15 protein-coding genes are annotated in these 17,990 nt (G+C 62.3%); 8 read left to right on the forward strand and 7 right to left on the reverse strand.

The genetic code is table 11. The annotated features are described in order from the left end of the window. The first annotated feature begins 154 nt into the window (after window positions 1-154). The 8 genes from prmA (at window position 155) to AC07V9_RS20855 (ending at window position 10,765) form a co-directional block, all read left to right on the forward strand. Window positions 155-1,033, forward strand: coding sequence for a 50S ribosomal protein L11 methyltransferase (prmA, locus tag AC07V9_RS20820; protein WP_495017529.1), 879 nt, complete (start codon window positions 155-157; stop codon window positions 1,031-1,033). Window positions 1,034-1,081: 48 nt separating this feature from the next. Continuing rightward, window positions 1,082-2,455: a DUF3426 domain-containing protein gene (locus AC07V9_RS20825; protein ID WP_495017530.1), complete on the forward strand. Its 1,374-nt coding sequence runs from the start codon at window positions 1,082-1,084 to the stop codon at window positions 2,453-2,455. 281 nt (window positions 2,456-2,736) lie between these two features. After that, entirely contained in the window at window positions 2,737-3,750 is a 1,014-nt protein-coding gene (dusB, locus tag AC07V9_RS20830; protein ID WP_495017531.1) for a tRNA dihydrouridine synthase DusB, read from the forward strand. Then, window positions 3,747-4,067 carry a DNA-binding transcriptional regulator Fis gene (gene fis / locus AC07V9_RS20835; protein ID WP_007907419.1) on the forward strand — a complete coding sequence of 107 codons (321 nt, stop codon included), beginning with the start codon at window positions 3,747-3,749 and terminating at the stop codon, window positions 4,065-4,067. The genes dusB and fis overlap by 4 nt, the downstream gene beginning before the upstream one ends. 79 nt (window positions 4,068-4,146) lie before the next feature. Further along, window positions 4,147-5,754, forward strand: coding sequence for a bifunctional phosphoribosylaminoimidazolecarboxamide formyltransferase/IMP cyclohydrolase (gene purH / locus AC07V9_RS20840; RefSeq protein WP_495017532.1), 1,608 nt, complete (start codon window positions 4,147-4,149; stop codon window positions 5,752-5,754). Window positions 5,755-5,915: 161 nt separating this feature from the next. Then, window positions 5,916-7,211: a phosphoribosylamine--glycine ligase gene (gene purD / locus AC07V9_RS20845; protein ID WP_495017533.1), complete on the forward strand. Its 1,296-nt coding sequence runs from the start codon at window positions 5,916-5,918 to the stop codon at window positions 7,209-7,211. Between the two features lie 94 nt (window positions 7,212-7,305). Beyond that, the gene (locus AC07V9_RS20850; protein ID WP_495017534.1) at window positions 7,306-10,101 is read left to right on the forward strand and encodes a hybrid sensor histidine kinase/response regulator; all 2,796 of its coding nucleotides are present in this window, start codon (window positions 7,306-7,308) and stop codon (window positions 10,099-10,101) included. Between the two features lie 67 nt (window positions 10,102-10,168). Next, window positions 10,169-10,765: a MarC family protein gene (locus tag AC07V9_RS20855; RefSeq protein WP_495017535.1), complete on the forward strand. Its 597-nt coding sequence runs from the start codon at window positions 10,169-10,171 to the stop codon at window positions 10,763-10,765. A gap of 3 nt (window positions 10,766-10,768) precedes the next feature. Here the strand turns inward: AC07V9_RS20855 and AC07V9_RS20860 are convergent, their stop codons facing one another. The 7 genes from AC07V9_RS20860 to cobG form a co-directional block, all read right to left on the reverse strand. After that, entirely contained in the window at window positions 10,769-11,413 is a 645-nt protein-coding gene (locus tag AC07V9_RS20860) for a hypothetical protein (protein WP_495017536.1), read from the reverse strand. Then, window positions 11,410-12,087, reverse strand: a complete 678-nt coding sequence (locus tag AC07V9_RS20865) for a hypothetical protein (RefSeq protein WP_495017537.1) — start codon at window positions 12,085-12,087, stop codon at window positions 11,410-11,412. The genes AC07V9_RS20860 and AC07V9_RS20865 overlap by 4 nt, the downstream gene beginning before the upstream one ends. 47 nt (window positions 12,088-12,134) lie before the next feature. Continuing rightward, on the reverse strand, window positions 12,135-12,905 hold the full coding sequence (locus AC07V9_RS20870; RefSeq protein WP_495017538.1) for a hypothetical protein: 771 nt from the start codon (window positions 12,903-12,905) through the stop codon (window positions 12,135-12,137). 337 nt (window positions 12,906-13,242) lie between these two features. Further along, window positions 13,243-14,955 (reverse strand): precorrin-3B C(17)-methyltransferase, encoded by a 1,713-nt coding sequence (cobJ, locus tag AC07V9_RS20875; RefSeq protein WP_495017539.1) that lies wholly within the window; start codon window positions 14,953-14,955, stop codon window positions 13,243-13,245. Then, on the reverse strand, window positions 14,955-15,689 hold the full coding sequence (locus tag AC07V9_RS20880; protein ID WP_495017540.1) for a precorrin-2 C(20)-methyltransferase: 735 nt from the start codon (window positions 15,687-15,689) through the stop codon (window positions 14,955-14,957). The genes cobJ and AC07V9_RS20880 overlap by 1 nt, the downstream gene beginning before the upstream one ends. After that, complete coding sequence (locus tag AC07V9_RS20885) at window positions 15,686-16,312, reverse strand: precorrin-8X methylmutase (protein WP_495017541.1); 627 nt, start codon at window positions 16,310-16,312, stop codon at window positions 15,686-15,688. The genes AC07V9_RS20880 and AC07V9_RS20885 overlap by 4 nt, the downstream gene beginning before the upstream one ends. Then, window positions 16,305-17,657, reverse strand: a complete 1,353-nt coding sequence (gene cobG / locus AC07V9_RS20890) for a precorrin-3B synthase (protein ID WP_495017542.1) — start codon at window positions 17,655-17,657, stop codon at window positions 16,305-16,307. Before cobG ends, AC07V9_RS20885 begins: the two co-directional genes overlap by 8 nt. Between the last annotated feature and the right edge of the window lie 333 nt (window positions 17,658-17,990).

Genomic DNA, 17,990 nt, shown 5'->3' on the forward strand with positions numbered 1-17,990 from the left:
AACCTCCGACGTCTCCTACGAGCGCGAGTCATCTCCGCTTTTTGCGTGCTGCAGCAGCACCCGCTTTGTTGTTTCCCCTCGAACCCCGTAAACTTGCCGGTCTTTCGCGGCGTTGTGCCGTCCTGTCATTTTTTCAATTCGAAGGTAATCCGCCATGCCTTGGCTGCAAGTCCGTCTCGCCATCAGCCCAGAACAAGCCGAAACCTACGAAGACGCGCTGCTTGAAGTCGGCGCCGTGTCCGTGACCTTCATGGACGCTGAAGACCAGCCGATCTTCGAGCCAGAACTCAACACCACGCCGCTATGGACTCACACCCACCTGCTGGCGCTGTTCGAAGCCGACACCGACGCCGACCTGGCCCTCAACCACCTGAAGCTGCTGACCGGGGCAGAGCTGCCCGAGCACACTCATGAGGTGATCGAGGACCAGGACTGGGAACGCAGCTGGATGGACAATTTCCAGCCGATGCGTTTCGGTCAGCGCCTGTGGATCGTGCCGAGCTGGCACGCCGCGCCCCAACCTGACGCCGTGAACCTGCTGCTCGACCCGGGCTTGGCCTTCGGCACTGGCACCCACCCGACCACCGCCTTGTGCCTGGAATGGCTGGACGGCCAGGACCTGAGCGACGCCAACGTGCTGGATTTCGGCTGCGGCTCGGGCATTCTCGCCATCGCCGCTCTGCTGTTGGGCGCGAAACATGCAGTGGGTACCGACATCGACGTGCAAGCGCTGGAAGCCTCGCGCGACAACGCCGGGCGCAACCACGTGCCTGCCGAGAAATTCCCGCTGTACCTGCCTGAAGACCTGCCTCAGGAACCAGCCGATGTGCTGGTGGCGAATATTCTGGCCGGGCCGCTGGTTTCGCTGGCACCTCAGTTGGTCAGCCTGGTCAAACCCGGTGGACGCCTGGCGTTGTCCGGCATCCTGGCCGAACAAGGCGATGAAGTGGCAGCCGCCTACGCCGATGCCTTTGACCTGGACCCCATCGCCAACCGCGACGGCTGGGTACGAATCAGCGGCCGTCGTCGCTGATCACCTCTGACTGCAACCCTTTAGGCGCTCGTTAATCCGGATACCCGCATGACCGACAGTTTCGTCACCCAGTGCCCCCACTGCCAGACCAGCTTCCGCGTCAGCCACGCTCAATTGAGCGTGGCCAGAGGCATGGTTCGCTGCGGCTCCTGCCTGCAAGTGTTCAATGCCGCGAAACAACTGTTGGAAAAAAGCGCCGAAGCCCGAGCGGCCGAATCACTCGTCACGCCCCCTCAAACACCCGAGCCCGAACCTGCCGCGCCTCAAGTGATCGCACCGCAATCGCTCGTCGTCGCGCAACCGGCACCGCTGCCGGTCAAGCACGAAGACCGCACCGTCGATCTGGACAGCCTCGACCTCGATGACCTTGACGTCGAACTCGCCCGCCTCGAACAGCGGGAAATTCAGCTGCCGGAGTCTTTCGGACACGCCCGCAGCCACCACGATCGCGATCAGGTGGAGTCTTTCAGCGCCCGTCGCGACGAGCCTGAAGCCACCCCCGAAGCCTGGGATCACGGCCTGAGTCACGACGACGTAAGCCAGTTGCCGGAGCTGCACGCTGAAGTCATCGAAGAGGGTGAGGTGTACCACGAGCCGGACTCGCTGATCGAACCGCTGGACCGCGATGAAGTGGAGCATGACGACCATCGCACCGAACCGTCTTTTTCTTCGGCGCCTGCCGATCTGGACGACGAGCCGCATGCCGTGAACCGCCTGCATGCCGAATCCGATCCCGAAGAGCACGCCTCTTCCGAACGCTTCTCGGCACTGGACGGTGATGACCACAACCCGCGTCATCGCCTCGACGAAGAGGACGATGAGGACGAACGCCCGCAGCCCCACGGCAAGCGCGTGCGCAACGAGCCAGGCCTGCGCGATCAAGCGCTGCTCGATCTGACCGATGACCCGTTGCAGCTGTCCTGGCAGAAGCCAAAACCACGCTGGGGCCGTCGCCTGCTGTGGATGTTGCTGGCATTGATCGCCCTGCTCGGGCTGGCCGGGCAATACGTCTGGTATCACTTCGACGAACTGGCGCGTCAGGACCAGTACCGCTCGTGGTTCCAGGACATCTGCCCACAGGTCGGCTGCAAAGTGCCGTCGAAGGTCGACATCAAGTTGCTCAAAAGCAGCAACCTGGTGGTGCGCAGCCATCCCGAGTTTCAGGGTGCGCTGGTGGTCGACGCGATCATCTATAACCGCGCCTCGTTCTCCCAGCCGTTTCCGTTGCTGGAGCTGCGCTTCGCCGACTCCAGTGGTCAGTTGATTGCCAGTCGTCGGTTCAAGCCGGGCGAATACCTGAGCGGCGAACTGGCCGGAAAGGACGAAATGCCGCCGCAGACGCCTATTCACATCGCTCTGGACATTCTCGACCCGGGCCCGAAGGCGGTGAATTACAGTTTGAGTTTTCGCTCGCCGGAGTAAACTCCGTGTCGGGCATGATCGGACTCGCGTGGCACGAACCGCCCTAAAATGCGGCACAGAGCCATCAGAAAGCTGACGACAGTTTTATGACAATGTGAACGGGAACCTAACCGTTCGCGATAAGAACGCAACTGTTCAGATTTTATCCAATTCAGCCTTTATCCGGTCATCGAGAGCGGGTATCATGCCCACCCTTTTTCATACTCTGGGTCCCGTCTGAAGGGGTGCCAAAGCACTTTTCGGACCAGGCTTCGTGATACGGCCCCACAACAGGTCACCCTATGTCGGCGGTACGCATCGGCCCCTATACATTGCAAAATGGCTTGATCCTCGCCCCCATGGCGGGCGTCACTGACCAACCGTTTCGGCAGCTCTGTCGCCAGCTAGGCGCAGGCCTGGTGGTCTCGGAAATGGTCACCAGTGACATGAGCCTGTGGAACAGCCGCAAGTCGCGGCTTCGCATGATTCATGAAGGCGATCCCGAGCCGCGCTCGGTGCAGATCGCCGGTGGGGACCCGCAGATGCTTGCGGACGCGGCACGCGCCAACGTCGAACTTGGCGCGCAGATCATCGATATCAATATGGGCTGTCCGGCAAAGAAGGTCTGCAACAAGGCTGCTGGCTCCGCGCTGTTGAAAGATGAGCAGTTGGTGACCGAAATCCTGCACGCGGTGGTCGCGGCAGTCGAGGTACCGGTCACCCTGAAGATTCGCACCGGCTGGGACCGGGCGAACAAGAACGGTCTGACGGTCGCACGGATCGCCGAGCAAGCGGGCATTCAGGCGCTGGCGGTTCATGGACGAACCCGTGCGGACCTCTACACCGGTGAAGCGGAATACGACACGATCGCCGCGATAAAACAGGCGGTGTCGATCCCGGTGTTCGCCAATGGCGACATCGATTCACCGGAAAAAGCCCGGCACGTGTTGCACGCGACCGGCGCAGACGGGCTGTTGATTGGCCGGGCTGCCCAAGGGCGCCCCTGGATTTTTCGCGAGATAGAACACTACCTGCGCACCGGGGAGATTCTCCCTGCGCTGGCGTTGAGTGAAGTGGAACGCATTCTGCTAGAGCATCTGGCCGCGCTTCACACGTTCTATGGCGACGTGATGGGCGTGCGGATTGCCCGGAAACACGTCGGCTGGTATCTCGCAACCTTGCCGGGCGCCAGGGAGTTTCGCGCCCTTTTCAATCGTTTGGAAGATACGCAAGCACAGTGCGCCAACGTTCGGGAGTTCTTCGCCGAACGCCAAAAAAGCCCGAAGTCAGGGACCGAACAAGAGGTGGCCGCATGACGATGATGACAGAGACTTTAGTGAGTGGAACAACACCCGTGAGCGACAACGTCAATTTGAAACAGCACCTCAATACGCCGAGCGAAGAGGGTCAGACCCTGCGCGGAAGCGTCGAGAAGGCGCTGCACAATTATTTCGCTCACCTGGAAGGTGCTGCCGTCACCGATGTCTACAATCTGGTGCTCTCGGAAGTCGAGGCGCCGTTGCTCGAGTGCGTGATGAACTACGTCAAGGGCAACCAGACCAAAGCCTCCGAGCTGCTGGGCCTGAACCGTGGCACCTTACGCAAGAAGCTCAAACAGTACGACCTGCTGTAAGCATCCAAAACCCTAAAAGCGACCCACGTTGATGCGGTCGTTTTTTTTGCAGAACCCTTTTGCTTTGATGGAAGTTGAGATGACCGACCAGACGACCCGCCTGCCGATCCGCCGCGCCTTGATCAGCGTTTCCGACAAGACCGGGATCCTTGAATTCGCCCGTGAACTCGAAGCCCTGGGCGTCGAGATTCTTTCCACCGGCGGCACGTTCAAGCTGCTCAAGGACAACGGCGTGGCAGCGGTAGAAGTCGCGGATTACACCGGCTTCGCCGAAATGATGGACGGCCGGGTCAAGACCCTGCACCCGAAAATCCACGGCGGCATCCTGGGCCGTCGCGGCACCGACGACGCGATCATGGCCGAGCACGGCATCAAGCCGATCGACCTGGTGGCGGTGAACCTGTACCCGTTCGAAGCGACCGTTTCCAAACCTGGCTGTGACCTGCCGACCGCCATCGAGAACATCGACATCGGCGGCCCGACCATGGTCCGTTCGGCGGCGAAAAACCATAAAGACGTGGCCATCGTGGTCAACGCCAGCGATTACGGCCAAGTGCTGGAAAGCCTGAAGGCCGGTGGCCTGACCTACGCTCAGCGTTTCGACCTGATGCTCAAGGCTTTCGAACACACCGCCGCCTACGACGGCATGATCGCCAACTACCTGGGCAGCGTCGATCAGAGCGCTGAAACCCTGTCCACCGAAGGCCGCAGCGAATTCCCGCGCACTTTCAATACCCAGTTCATCAAGGCGCAGGAAATGCGCTACGGCGAGAACCCGCATCAGAGCGCGGCGTTCTACGTTGAAGCCAAGCCCGCCGAAATCGGCATCGCCACCGCGACCCAGCTGCAAGGTAAAGAGCTGTCGTACAACAACGTGGCCGACACCGACGCCGCGCTGGAATGCGTGAAGAGCTTCGTCAAGCCGGCCTGTGTCATCGTCAAGCACGCCAACCCGTGCGGCGTTGCGGTCAGCCCCGACGCCGAAGGCGGCATTCGCCAGGCGTACGAACTGGCCTACGCCACCGACAGCGAATCCGCCTTCGGCGGCATCATCGCCTTCAACCGTGAGCTGGATGCCGAGACCGCTAAAGCGATCGTTGAGCGTCAGTTCGTCGAAGTGATCATCGCCCCAAGCGTGAGCGCCGAGGCTCAGGCCATCGTCGCCAGCAAAGCCAATGTGCGTTTGCTGACCAGCGGCCAGTGGGCTGCAGAGCGTGCGCCGGCGTGGGATTACAAGCGCGTCAACGGTGGCCTTCTGGTTCAGAGCCGCGACATCGGCATGATCAGCGCCGACGACCTGAAAGTCGTGACCAAACGCGCCCCGACCGAGCAGGAAATCAACGACCTGATCTTCGCCTGGAAAGTGGCCAAGTACGTCAAATCCAACGCCATCGTCTACGCCAAGAACCGCCAGACCATCGGTGTCGGCGCTGGCCAGATGAGCCGCGTGAACTCGGCGCGTATCGCCGCCATCAAGGCTGAACACGCTGGCCTGCAGGTCGCAGGTTCGGTGATGGCATCGGATGCGTTCTTCCCGTTCCGCGACGGTCTGGACAACGCAGCAAAGGTCGGCATCACCGCGGTGATCCAGCCAGGCGGCTCGATGCGTGATGCAGAAGTCATTGCGGCCGCTGACGAAGCAGGCATCGCGATGGTCTTTACGGGCATGCGCCACTTCCGCCATTGATACGAAACGATTTTGTAGGAGCGCGCTTGCCCGCGATGGCCATCACGCGGTGCATCTGAAACACCGCGCTGATTGAATCGCGGGCAAGCGCGCTCCTACAGGTTTTCGCCGTCACTAGCGAATGCCACCCCCCAGAATTAGCGTCATCGAGGTTTTTGAAAATGAACGTACTCATCATCGGCAGCGGTGGCCGTGAACACGCTCTGGCCTGGAAGGTCGCGCAGGACCCTCGCGTGCAGAAGGTCTTCGTCGCGCCGGGTAACGCCGGGACGGCCATCGAAGCCAAGTGCGAAAACGTCGCCATCGACGTGTTGGCCCTTGAGCAGCTGGCTGACTTCGCCGAGAAGAACGTCTCGCTGACCATCGTCGGCCCTGAAGTCCCGCTGGTTGCCGGTGTGGTTGACCTGTTCCGCGCACGTGGCCTGGACTGCTTCGGTCCGACCAAGGGTGCCGCGCAACTGGAAGGCTCCAAGGCGTTCACCAAGGATTTCCTGGCGCGTCACAAGATCCCGACCGCCGACTACCAGAACTTCACCGAGATCGAGCCAGCACTGGCTTATCTGAACAAGGTGGGCGCCCCAATCGTGATCAAGGCCGACGGCCTGGCCGCTGGTAAAGGCGTGATCGTCGCGATGACCTTGGCGGAAGCCGAAGAAGCAGTGCGCGACATGCTTGCCGGCAACGCCTTCGGTGACGCCGGTTCGCGCGTGGTGATCGAAGAGTTCCTGGACGGCGAAGAAGCCAGCTTCATCGTCATGGTCGACGGAAAGAACGTGCTGCCGATGGCCACCAGCCAGGACCATAAACGCGTCGGCGACGGCGACAGCGGCCCGAACACCGGCGGCATGGGTGCGTACTCCCCTGCTCCGGTCGTGACTGCCGACGTGCATCAGCGCGTAATGGATCAGGTCATCTGGCCGACCGTCCGAGGCATGGCCGACGAAGGCAACGTTTACACCGGCTTCCTCTATGCTGGTCTCATGATCGACAAGGCCGGTAACCCGAAGGTTATCGAATTCAACTGCCGCTTCGGCGATCCGGAAACCCAACCGGTGATGCTGCGTCTGCAATCGAGCCTGGTCTTGCTGGTCGAGGCTGCTTTGGCGCAAGCTCTGGACAAAGTGGAAGCCCAATGGGATCCGCGCCCAAGCTTAGGCATCGTGCTGGCCGCTGGCGGCTACCCTGGCGACTACGCCAAGGGCGCTGCGATCAACGGTCTGGATGCTGCCGCAGCACTGCCGGGCAAAGTGTTCCACGCCGGTACCGCGCTGAAGGATGGCCAGGTGGTCACCGCAGGTGGTCGCGTACTGTGTGCGACGGCACTGGGTGACAGCGTCGGTGATGCGCAGAAGCATGCGTACGAACTGGCGGCAAAGATTGACTGGGAAGGCTGTTTTTACCGCAAGGACATTGGCTACCGCGCCATTGCCCGGGAACGCGGCGAACATCTGGAGTAAGTCCGGGACCGGACAGTCGCCTGAAACCAGGCAGCTGTCCGATCATTCTGGGCCGCACCAGGGTAACTGGCTTCATTCACGAAGGGATTTCGCCGTGCGCTGGCTCAGGATTGCCACTTGTTTGATCATCGCCATGATGACCCTGCTCTGTATGCCCCCGACATTCGCGGAGGTCAGTGCAGGATGGTCGACCCTCGTCGACGATCAGGCCAATCTGCAACTCAGCGACATTCGCTCCCCCCACTACGAGTCACAATTCAGCCCGGTCGAACTCGACCAGGTTCGCGCCACCAGCCGTGATTCCGCGCTCTGGCTGCACTATCGCCTTCCCCCGACTGATCATGAACAGCTGGTGCGCATCTTCGCCCCGGACCTGGCCACCGTGGACATGTACGTGCTCAACGGTGAAAGCCTGATCGATCATTCGCGCTCGGGCAATAAGGTGCCTCGCGCCCAGCAACCACTGCCCTCCATCGATTTTTTGCTGCCTGTCCCGCAGAGCGACACCCCGCTGGACCTGTACCTGCGCCTCAAGTCCGAGCAGGAATTACGCCCCAACATCACCCTGGAGTCGGCCGTTTCCAGCGCAGCGGATGAACGTCGCCCATTGCTGCTGGGCCTGTTCTTCGGCTCTTTGATCATGCTGATCGTGCAGAACATCACCCGCTACGCCCAGTCTCGCTCGGTGAGCAGCCTGTGGCTGGCGGCATGCGAGGCGTTCCTGGGCCTCAGTGCGCTGTTGCTGCTTAACCTGCAAGCGCCGTGGCTGCCGAACTGGCACCTGGCCCAGACCCCGAGCGCCCACCTCGCGCTGCTGCTCGCCGCCGCAACCGGGCTGATGTACACCCACTGTTTTTTCGTCCAGCGCGGCGTCGAATTCCTCAACCGCCTGTTGATGGGCGTATTGCTGGTGGTCGGCTTTGGCGGCTTGCTGGTGCTGTTCGTCGAAACCCTTCCGCTGAACGTGCTGACGTTCCTGCTGGTGGCCCTGACCACGCTGACCGTCACCCTGGTGTCGATCTATCACCTGCAAAAAGGCTATGCGCCGGCGCGGCCATTCGTGATCGCGATGATCGCCTTCAACCTCGGCAATCTGGTGATCCTGCCGGCCATGCTCTGGCTGACCACCATCGCCGCGCAAACCTTGATCATCGCGGTGATGGGCATGTTCTGCGTGTGTGGCCTGCTGATGAGCATCGCCCTGAGCGAACGCCACCGCAGCATTACCGAAGACAACTTCAGCATCAGCCGAGAACTGGCCGCCAGCACCGCCGAGATCAACGCCAAGGCCGAGTTCCTGGCCAAGATCAGCCACGAGATCCGCACCCCCATGAACGGTGTGCTGGGCATGACCGAGCTGTTGCTGGGCACGCCGCTGTCGGTCAAGCAACGTGACTACGTGCAAACCATCCACAGCGCGGGTAACGAGCTGCTGACGCTGATCAACGAGATCCTCGACATCACCAAGCTTGAGTCTGGGCAGATCGAACTGGACGACGTGCAGTTCGACCTCAACGCGATGATCGAAGACTGCCTGAACATCTTCCGGGCCAAGGCCGAGCAGCAGCGTGTCGAGCTGATCAGCTTCATCCAGCCGCAAGTGCCCCGCGTGATCAGCGGTGACCCGACTCGCTTGCGCCAGACGCTGCTCAGCCTGCTGGAAAACGCCCTGAAGAAAACCGACGAAGGCGAGATTCTGCTGGTGGTCGCCCTCGACTCCCGTGGCGGCAAACCGCGCCTGCGCATCGCCGTACAGGACAGCGGCACGCCACTGACGGCCAAGGAGCGCGACGCCCTGCTCCACGCGGAACTGCACAGCAAGAATTTCCTCGCCGCGAGCAAGGTCGGCGGCCACCTGGGGCTGGTCATCGCGCGGCAACTGATTCTGCTGATGAGCGGCGAGTTCGGCATTCAGAGCGGCAGCAATCAGGGCAGCACCTTGTGGCTGAGCCTGCCACTGGATGCCGATCGCCTCGAGCAGCCACCGGCCGACCTGGACAGCCCACTCAAGGGCGCGCGGGTGTTGGTGGTGGACGACAACGACACCTGCCGCAAGGTGCTGGTCCAGCAGTGCAGCGCGTGGGGCCTGAACGTCAGTGCCGTGCCATCGGGCAAGGAGGCGCTGGCCCTGCTGCGCACCAAGGCGCACCTGCGTGACTACTTCGATATCGTGCTGCTGGACCAGAACATGCCTGGCATGACCGGCATGCAGCTGGCCGCCAAGATCAAGGAAGACCCGAGCCTGAACCACGACATTCTGCTGATCATGCTCACCGGCATCAGCAGCGCGCCAAGCAAGGTCATCGCGCGCAATGCCGGGGTCAAGCGCATCCTCGCCAAACCAGTGGCAGGCTACACCTTGAAAACCACCCTGGCCGACGAACTCAACCAGCGCAACAAAGGACAGGCCACCTACCTCGCAACCCCTGCCGTTGTGACTGAAGTCGACGTGCCCAGCGATTTCCGCATCTTGGTGGCCGAAGACAACAGCATTTCCACCAAGGTAATTCGCGGCATGCTGGGCAAACTCAACCTGCAGCCGGACACCGCCAGCAACGGCGAAGAAGCCCTGCGGGCCATGAAAGCCCAGCGCTACGATCTGGTACTGATGGACTGCGAGATGCCGATCCTCGACGGCTTCTCCGCGACTCAGCAACTGCGCGCCTGGGAAGTCGGCAACCAACGCACCCGCACCCCGGTCGTGGCCCTGACGGCGCACATTCTGGCCGAGCACAAGGACCGCGCGCGGCAGTCCGGCATGGACGGGCACATGTCCAAACCGGTGGAGCTGTCGCAACTGCGCGAGCTGGTCGAGTACTGGGTCGAGCAGCGGGCGCGCAATCCGCTGGGTGACGAGCCTGAAGATCAGGAACGCTATCGGCAAAACTGAGCCGCCGTCCCCCTGCGACCCCTGATAGACTTGCCCCCGTCCGAGTCTGCCGCCACGAGCTCAAACCATGCTTCATGTGCTGTTCAGCGTTTATCTGAAGATGCTGGTGCTCTACAGCCCGTTCTTCGTCCTGTCGTGTTTCATCAGCCTGAGCCGCGGTTACTCGCGCAAGGAACGTCGTCAGCTGGCGTGGAAGATCGCCTTCGCAACCCTGGTGGCCAGCGTGCTGCTGTACCTGTTCGGGCGGGTAATCTTCAGCGTGTTCGGCATCACCGCCGACGCCTTTCGCATCGGCGCCGGCAGCGTGCTGTTCATCTCGGCGCTGGGCATGGCCCAAGGCAAATCCGGCGTGCAGACCGATAACGTTCAACAAGACGTGACCATCGTCCCCCTGACCATCCCCATCACCGTTGGGCCCGGCACCATCGGCGCCCTGTTGGTCATGGGCGTCAGCCAGCCCCATTGGGACGACAAGCTGACCGCCATCATCAGCATCGCATTGGCCAGCTTCACCGTTGGCGTGGTGCTGTATCTGTCCAACAGCATCGAGCGCATTCTGGGCGAACAGGGCCTGCAGATCGTCAGCCGCTTGATGGGTTTGTTCGTGTGCGCGCTGGCGGCGCAGATCATCTTCACCGGTATCAAGGGCTACCTGGTGCCCTAGCCGTCAAATCCGGAATTCTTCGATAGCACGATCGGCATCGCCGCCCAACTGCTTGCGGATCTGCTCTCGGTAGCGTGCGTAGACTGCCCGGTCGAGGCGGTAGACGCCGCCACTGATGCGCAAAAGCATTTCCCTTCGGGTTTCGCTCCAGAACTGGAAGTCACGCATGTCGATGGAGCCTGTAAGCCGGATCCCGCAAATCAACATCAACAACGTGCCGTCGACATCGTTCATGCACGGCACCATCTGCAGACGCCCAAGTTCGCCCGTACGCTGGCCCTTGTCGAAGAAATGATCGGCAAACCGATAAACCCTCATGGAGCGCCACGAAGCCTGCACCAGGTCCGCGAGCGCCCGGGCACCGGCCGACGCGACGAGGTCGAAGGTCACTGAGTCCAGTTCAGACGCCCGGAAGACCACTTGGGGCGTGTGCAGAATCGGGCTCTTCAAGACCCAGCCGCGACTCTCCAGCCGCCTGCGATAACGGAAAAACCAGTTGGCGTAATCCAGCCGCTGATCGTAATGCTTGCTCGCGAATGCGTCGGCGTGCAGAAGCCCGTCAAAGAGGTCTTCGCGGTCCTGTCGGTCAATGCCCTCGTACAGCGAAACCAGGCTGGAACCGACGATAGCGCCGGTCGCCGGGCTCATGTGACGGCTCCCTTGAACGGAAAACACAGCCTCGAACGCCTGTGTTCGAGCGCCTCGCTGATGCGTCGCCGATACTGCGCGTAGCGCAGATCGTCGAGCGTGCCGACAAAGACAAACGACTTGAGATCGCCAATCAGCGATTGCTTGTCCAGACGCTGAGCAAAGGGGTTGGGCTCGATGGTTTCCAGCGTCTCGAATGCCAGACCCAGCAATACCATTCGCCGCGACGGCAGCAGCAATGCAAGCTGCAGAAGGACCGAAGACACGCCATCGCTGCTTGAGAGTTGCACGCTGTTTTCGACCAATGCGTCCGCCACCTCAGCGCACTGCCCCGTCAGCTGCGTTGCAAACTCCTGATCCATCCGCTCGACCCGCACACTGTCCAGGGCATTCGCCAGGGCCGTACACATCAGATCGGCCACCACACTTGGCTCGCTGACCGGTTGCAGTTGGCTGGTGAAGTCCAGGCGCAGCCAGCCGAAGGCGGTCAAGGCCTTGATCAAGGCGGCCTGCCAGTCGTGAAAGTGCGTGAATCGGTCGAATTGCTTGCTCGCGGCCAATTGCACATACAGGCCGCAGTCGAGCGCATCGTTCTTGAAATCCGGGTCCACCGCGCCAGCCACCAGCGTGCACACCCCACCATTCACATACATGTCGTCGATTTTCCGAATCATCCTGCTCTCCCTGTTAAAGAGGGCCGCGCTCGCACGGCCCGGATTCTTTAGATCGGAAACTCGAGAAACGCCGCATCGGACGCGGCCAGCAGCGCCTGACGCACGCGCTCACGACGCAGCGCATAGAGCGACTGATGGAAGACGAACACATCGGCGCTTCGGTTCAGATCAACGGCTACAGAGTTCCAGTTGAAGAACAGCACGTTGCCCACCGAGATGTCGGTCTTGGCCTCGACCGCACCCACAGCCAGCGCGATGACGCCATCCCGGCTTTCGTTGCATCCGCCGATCACGAACCGGGCACCACCGGGCTTGCGGGTCCGGCGATTGAACAGGCTCACCGGTTCGTCCTGCTTTCTCAGGGCCTCGACGGCGTCTCCCGCGATCTGCAACAGCAAGGGACCCGCGGCGCCGCCTGTGGCCGCAGCGGTGATCGAAGATGCGATGAGGTCCAGACCGATCCTGTCCATGGTCACCACCTGCTCGCGGCTGGAATGGCTGACGAACGCGATGTCCTGGGATGCCCAGTGCAGCGCGCGTGTCATGACAGCGCGGAAGGTGCTGTACCACTCGCCGTTCTGGGTGACGACGTTATAGCGTTTGTCGGCGGCCAGCGTCGCGTAGGTGACCGTGTCCAGGACATCCTCACGGGCCTGCTGGCTCATGCCCTCGACGAAGCCGATCACCGCCTGACCGACGACTGCCGCGCTGGCAGGTTCAGTTGCTTTTACCCGTGCACCGGAAGAGTCCGGCGCAGGAGGAATCGAATCCAGCGAAGGCACGCTGGCCAGATAATTCAGAAACGCTTCGTTGTTCATTGCTAAGTCCTTTTAGTGAAGAGCGTCCGTCGTGGACGCCGTTACCCTAACGCAATTGAACAGGTCCTTAGCGCCCATGGAATATGCGGGCGACAAGGGTTCAGGCAGGCATGAAAGATGGGCACAGACGAGCAGCCGCCCCGCGGAGCCCGTGGGGCAAGGGGGCAAGCACGGGAGAGGGAAAAGGCTGACAGTGGCGGTCAGCCAACAGGAGGGGATTTCCGCTGGGCCTGATGTGATTTCCAGTGCATCCAGGCGTGAATTCTCACGACCGGGACGCGCTTTCCTACGTCGATACAGAAGGTTTCCCAAAATCCCTTTCGCAGACGTGCATCAATCAGTTCCCAGGCTTGGCGCCGTACCACCTCGGCGTATACACCCATTGAGAGCCATCGGCACGGGGGAAGGTGCAGGTCAGCGATGAACCGACCAACACCATGGTGCGCATGTCCACCTGCTCCGGCGTGAGTTCGCCCAGCGTGATGACGCGCAACGTCTGCCCCGGACGGCCGATGTCCCGGCCCAGGGTGACCGGTGTTTCAGGGCCGCGATGCTGGCGCACGATCTCCAGCGCCCGCCCCAGCTGCCAAGGCCGCGAACGGGAAATCGGGTTGTAGAAGGCCAGCGCCAGGTCGGCCTGACAGGCCAGATCCAGACGCTTTTCGATGATTTCCCATGGCTTCAGATTGTCCGAAAGGGACATCACGCAGAAGTCATGCCCCAGCGGCGCACCGGCCTGAGCGGCCGTGGCCAACGAGGCTGAAACCCCCGGCAGGATCTCCAGATCGACCGCGTGCCACTGCGGGTCATCGGACTCGTGCAGCGCTTCGAGCACCGCTGCCGCCATGGCGAAGACACCCGGATCGCCCGACGAGACCACCACCACCGAGCGCCCTCGGGCGGCCAGTTCGAAGGCGTGACGGGCGCGCTGCATTTCTTCGCGGTTGTCGGTGCAATGCAGCACTTGATCCGCCCGAAAGGGCCCGGCCATGCGCACGTAGGTCTCGTAACCCAGCACATCGTTGGCGCGTGCCAGCTCAGTCTTTACGGCAGGGATCATGAATTCGGCAGCGCCCGGGCCCAGCCCGATGACCGCCAGACGCCCACGCCCGCGACCGATGTGCTCGATGTCCAGAGGCTGCGGCGCGACAGCGATAGCAATGCCTTCGACGGGGGTGATCGGCGGCAGCAATTGCGGCAAGACCTGCTGCGTCATCTCGCTTGGCGTAGCAGGCGACGTGAAGCGCAGGGCAACACCCAATGCTTCGGCAGCTGCGTGCAGCGTCGGGTTGGCCATGTCGTGTTCGCTGGCCAGCAGACACGCCAGCGACTGCAGCGCGATACGTGAATCGTGCAGCGTCGCTTTGACAGTGTCAGCCAAGTGCTCGACGCCAGCGTCCACCGCCACCAGCACGTTGCGCGGGTAGATCAGCAGCTCGTTGGCAGACGGCTCGCGCGCGGCATAACCGACGTGGATCGCCAACTGCGCGTGATCATCTTCAGGCAGCTGCGCCTGAGCCAGCCAGGGCGCGGCCCCCTCGATGCGTACGCTTTCGCCCGACAGCAGATCGGACACGAAGCGCTTGCCCAGCTCCAGATCGCCCAGCGCATAGCCAGTCGGCGGATTCAGCAGACAGGTGCCGAAACGCAGCTCGCCGCTCGTGGTAATGGCGGCCGAAGCGTTGAGGCCAGCGGCGATCTCCCGGGCCATGACGTTGACCCCGCCAAGCCCTCCCAGCAGCGGAACCACTGCGCTGCCATCTTCCGCGACAGCCAACACAGGCGGCTCGGCGCCCTTTTCCAGCAATACCGGCGCGAGGGTGCGAATGACGATGCCCGCCGCGCACAGGGCGATGATTGGCGTGTCCTGTTGATACAGCTGGCGCAGGGTCGCGCCGAAATCGCGATAGCTGCGGTCAGCCCCTTCAACGCGCTCGGCCAGCCCGTGAATCAATGCGTCCGGGTACAGCTGTTGAATGCGCTGCGCGGTGTTCAGCGCGCCCTTGCCAAGGATGACGATGGCAGGGGCTGTTTGACTGGAAGCGCCCATCAGCCTTGCCACCTTTCGCCAGGAACGATGATCAGCGAGAAGTACGGCGACGACATCGGGTCAACCTCGGCCAGCGGCACGATTTTCTGATTGCTCATGGTCGCGCGCTCGACGTACAGCGCACGCTCGGCCAGGCCGGTTTCGACCAGCACCTGACGCACTTTCGGCAGATTGCGGCCCAGCTTCATGATGACCGCCGCATCGGCGTCCACCAGCTTGCGCTTGAGTTCGTCCGCCGAGAGCACGCCGGACAGCACCGACAGGCTCTGATTGCGATACACCAGAGGTGCGCCCAACACAGAAGCGCCGCCGAGCATCGAGCAAACGCCCGGAATCACCTGTGCCTCGTAGCGCTCAGCCAGACGATCGTGCAGGTACATATAAGAGCCGTAGAAGAACGGATCGCCCTCACAGATGACCGCGACATCGCGACCGGCATCCAGATGCGCGGCGACAGCCTGGCTGGCGGTGTCGTAGAAATCGCTGATGATCTGCTCGTAGGACATCGGTTCGGGCAGCACCTCGGTGGTCACCGGGTACACCAGCGGCATCAGGGTTTGCGCGGCTTGCAGGTGGGCCTCGATGATGCCGAAGGCGTTGCCCTTCTTGCCCTTGGCCACGAAGTAGGCCACCACGGGCGACTCACGCAGCAAGCGCAGGGCTTTGACGGTGATCAGTTCAGGATCACCGGGCCCCACGCCCAGACCCATCAGACGACCGCGAGCCTGCATCATTCGATCTCCGTGGCGAGGGCGTTGACCGAAGCGGCGGCCATGGCGCTGCCGCCACGACGCCCCTGCATGATCACGTACGGCACGCCACGGCTGTCAGCAGCGAGCATGTCCTTGGACTCTGCGGCACCGACGAAGCCGACCGGAAAGCCCAGGATCAGCGCGGGTTTCGGTGCGCCGGCGTCGATCATTTCCAGCAGGTAGAACAACGCCGTCGGCGCGTTGCCGATGACCACCACAGCGCCTTCCAGATGCGGGCGCCACAGCTCCAGCGCGGCAGCGGAACGGGTGTTGCCCAACTCGCGGGCGAGTTCCGGCACGCCTTCGTTTTTCAGGGTGCAGATCACCGGGTTGTTGGCCGGAAGGCGCGCACGGGTCACGCCCTCGGCGACCATGTGCGCGTCACACAGAATCGGCGCGCCGGCCGCCAGCGCCTGACGCCCGGCGGTGCCTGCACCCGGCGAGAAGCGCAGGCCTTCGACCGCATCGACCATGCCGCAGGCATGAATCACCCGCACGGCAAGTTTTTCCAGGTCGGCCGGGATGGTGTCGAGCCGGGCTTCGGCGCGAATGATCGCGAAGGAGTTGCGGTAAATCTCCTGGCCGTCGCGGATGTAATCAATCATCGGTGCTGCTCCATGAGTCGGCGGTCAACAACGCACCGGCTGCTTCAATAGTGAGGTCACGCCCACGCAACTCGCCGAAACCCGGCTGATCTGCATGGCGAAAATAAAGGTCGTAACGGCCGGCGGAGGTCGCCAGCAAGGTGACCGGCGCAGCGTGCGCCACGGCGCAGGATCGGTTGCAGCCAGACAGGTGAACCGCCCGGGTGACGCCCCGCTGTTGCAGATACGCCGCCAACAGCTGCGCGTCGGCCTTGGTGTCGGCCAGGCCTTTGCCACAGGCGGCGGAACCGGTACAGGCAATCATCTGCGACAAGGCCTGATCGGCGTCGCACAACAACCCCGCCGTTCGCAAACCCTCGGCAACCGTTGAGGCCTGTTGATTAGGCACATTGCGTAGCATCAGGCTCTGCCATGGCGTCATCACCAGCGAGCCATCGCCCAACTTGACCGCCAGCGTCGCCGCGCTGCGCAACATGGACGGACTCAAGCGCCCCAAAGGCACGACGCCGCCGACCGATGTGACACCGGGCTGGCGTTGCGGATAAACCCCGATGTGGGCATTTGAGGGGTTCGGCGCACGCCGCCAGGTGGTTATTGTTGGACCGGCGCGCAAAGACTGCGACAAGCGCGCGTTGAGCCATTCGAGAAACTGGGCAACCGAAACGTCCTGCAGCAGGTGACGCATACGGGTTTGTTCGGGGCGAGCGTGTTCGAGGAACAGCTCCAGAACAGCCACCACCAGCTCATGCCCCCCCTCCAGCGAAACCGCCGCGAGAGGCGAATCACTCCCAGGACAGCCCGCCAGCCCGAAGCCCAACAGCGTTTCGCCATCGACTTCCAGCGCGGACAACCACAGGTCATGGGGGTGTTCGAGCATCGCCAGGCCCTCGCCCGCGTCCAGCGACAGGGCGAACTTGGGCGACAGCTCGTGGAATCGCGGGTGGCTTTCCAGCGAGTGGAGAATCTGCCCGGCCAGCGGGCGAGCGTCGAACAGCTGTTGCGGATCGAGGCCTGCAGTGGGGCTGATCATCAGGTTGCGCACATCGTCGCTGGCCGGGTTCTTCGGCCCAAGCCCCGCGCTTAGCAAGGTCGCGATCAGGGCGTCGTGATCGGCGCCAATGCCGCGAATTTGCAGGTTGCCGCGATTGGTCGCTTCGATCACGCCCCCGGCGAAGCGCTCGGCGGCATCGGCCACACCCAGCGCCTGCTCAGCTGAAATCACCCCGCCCGCCAGCTTGATCCGGCAGATGCCGCCGTCCAGCGCCGGGACGATACGCAACAACCCCGGACAAGCCGAGGGGCGTATGGGCGCAACGGGAATGCGAGCGGACAGCGGCTCGGTCAAAGGGTCACCTGACGTGATCGGATCGGGATGGACAGATGCCGGGATCTGCGAGGGCCGTATTATGCCTGCTTTGGCAGTGACGGTGAAAAGCCGGTTGGTCGGATGGGATCGTGAGCAATCCGACTGTGGGACTGGCGTACGGGGTGTCCATGCATCGCTGTGAATACTCTGTGTGTGTCGATGTTAACTGTCGAAAACGTATGGCGGATCGAACTACAGCAATCAGACCGATCTGACAGTCTCTGTCTGTATGTCCGCTTTGTCAGGCCCATCGTTAAACGCTAATTTTCATATCCTCCAAGCGAGAGCAATCTGCATTGCGCATGGAATGCC

Source organism: Pseudomonas sp. GW821-FHT02A11 (assembly GCF_059421985.1).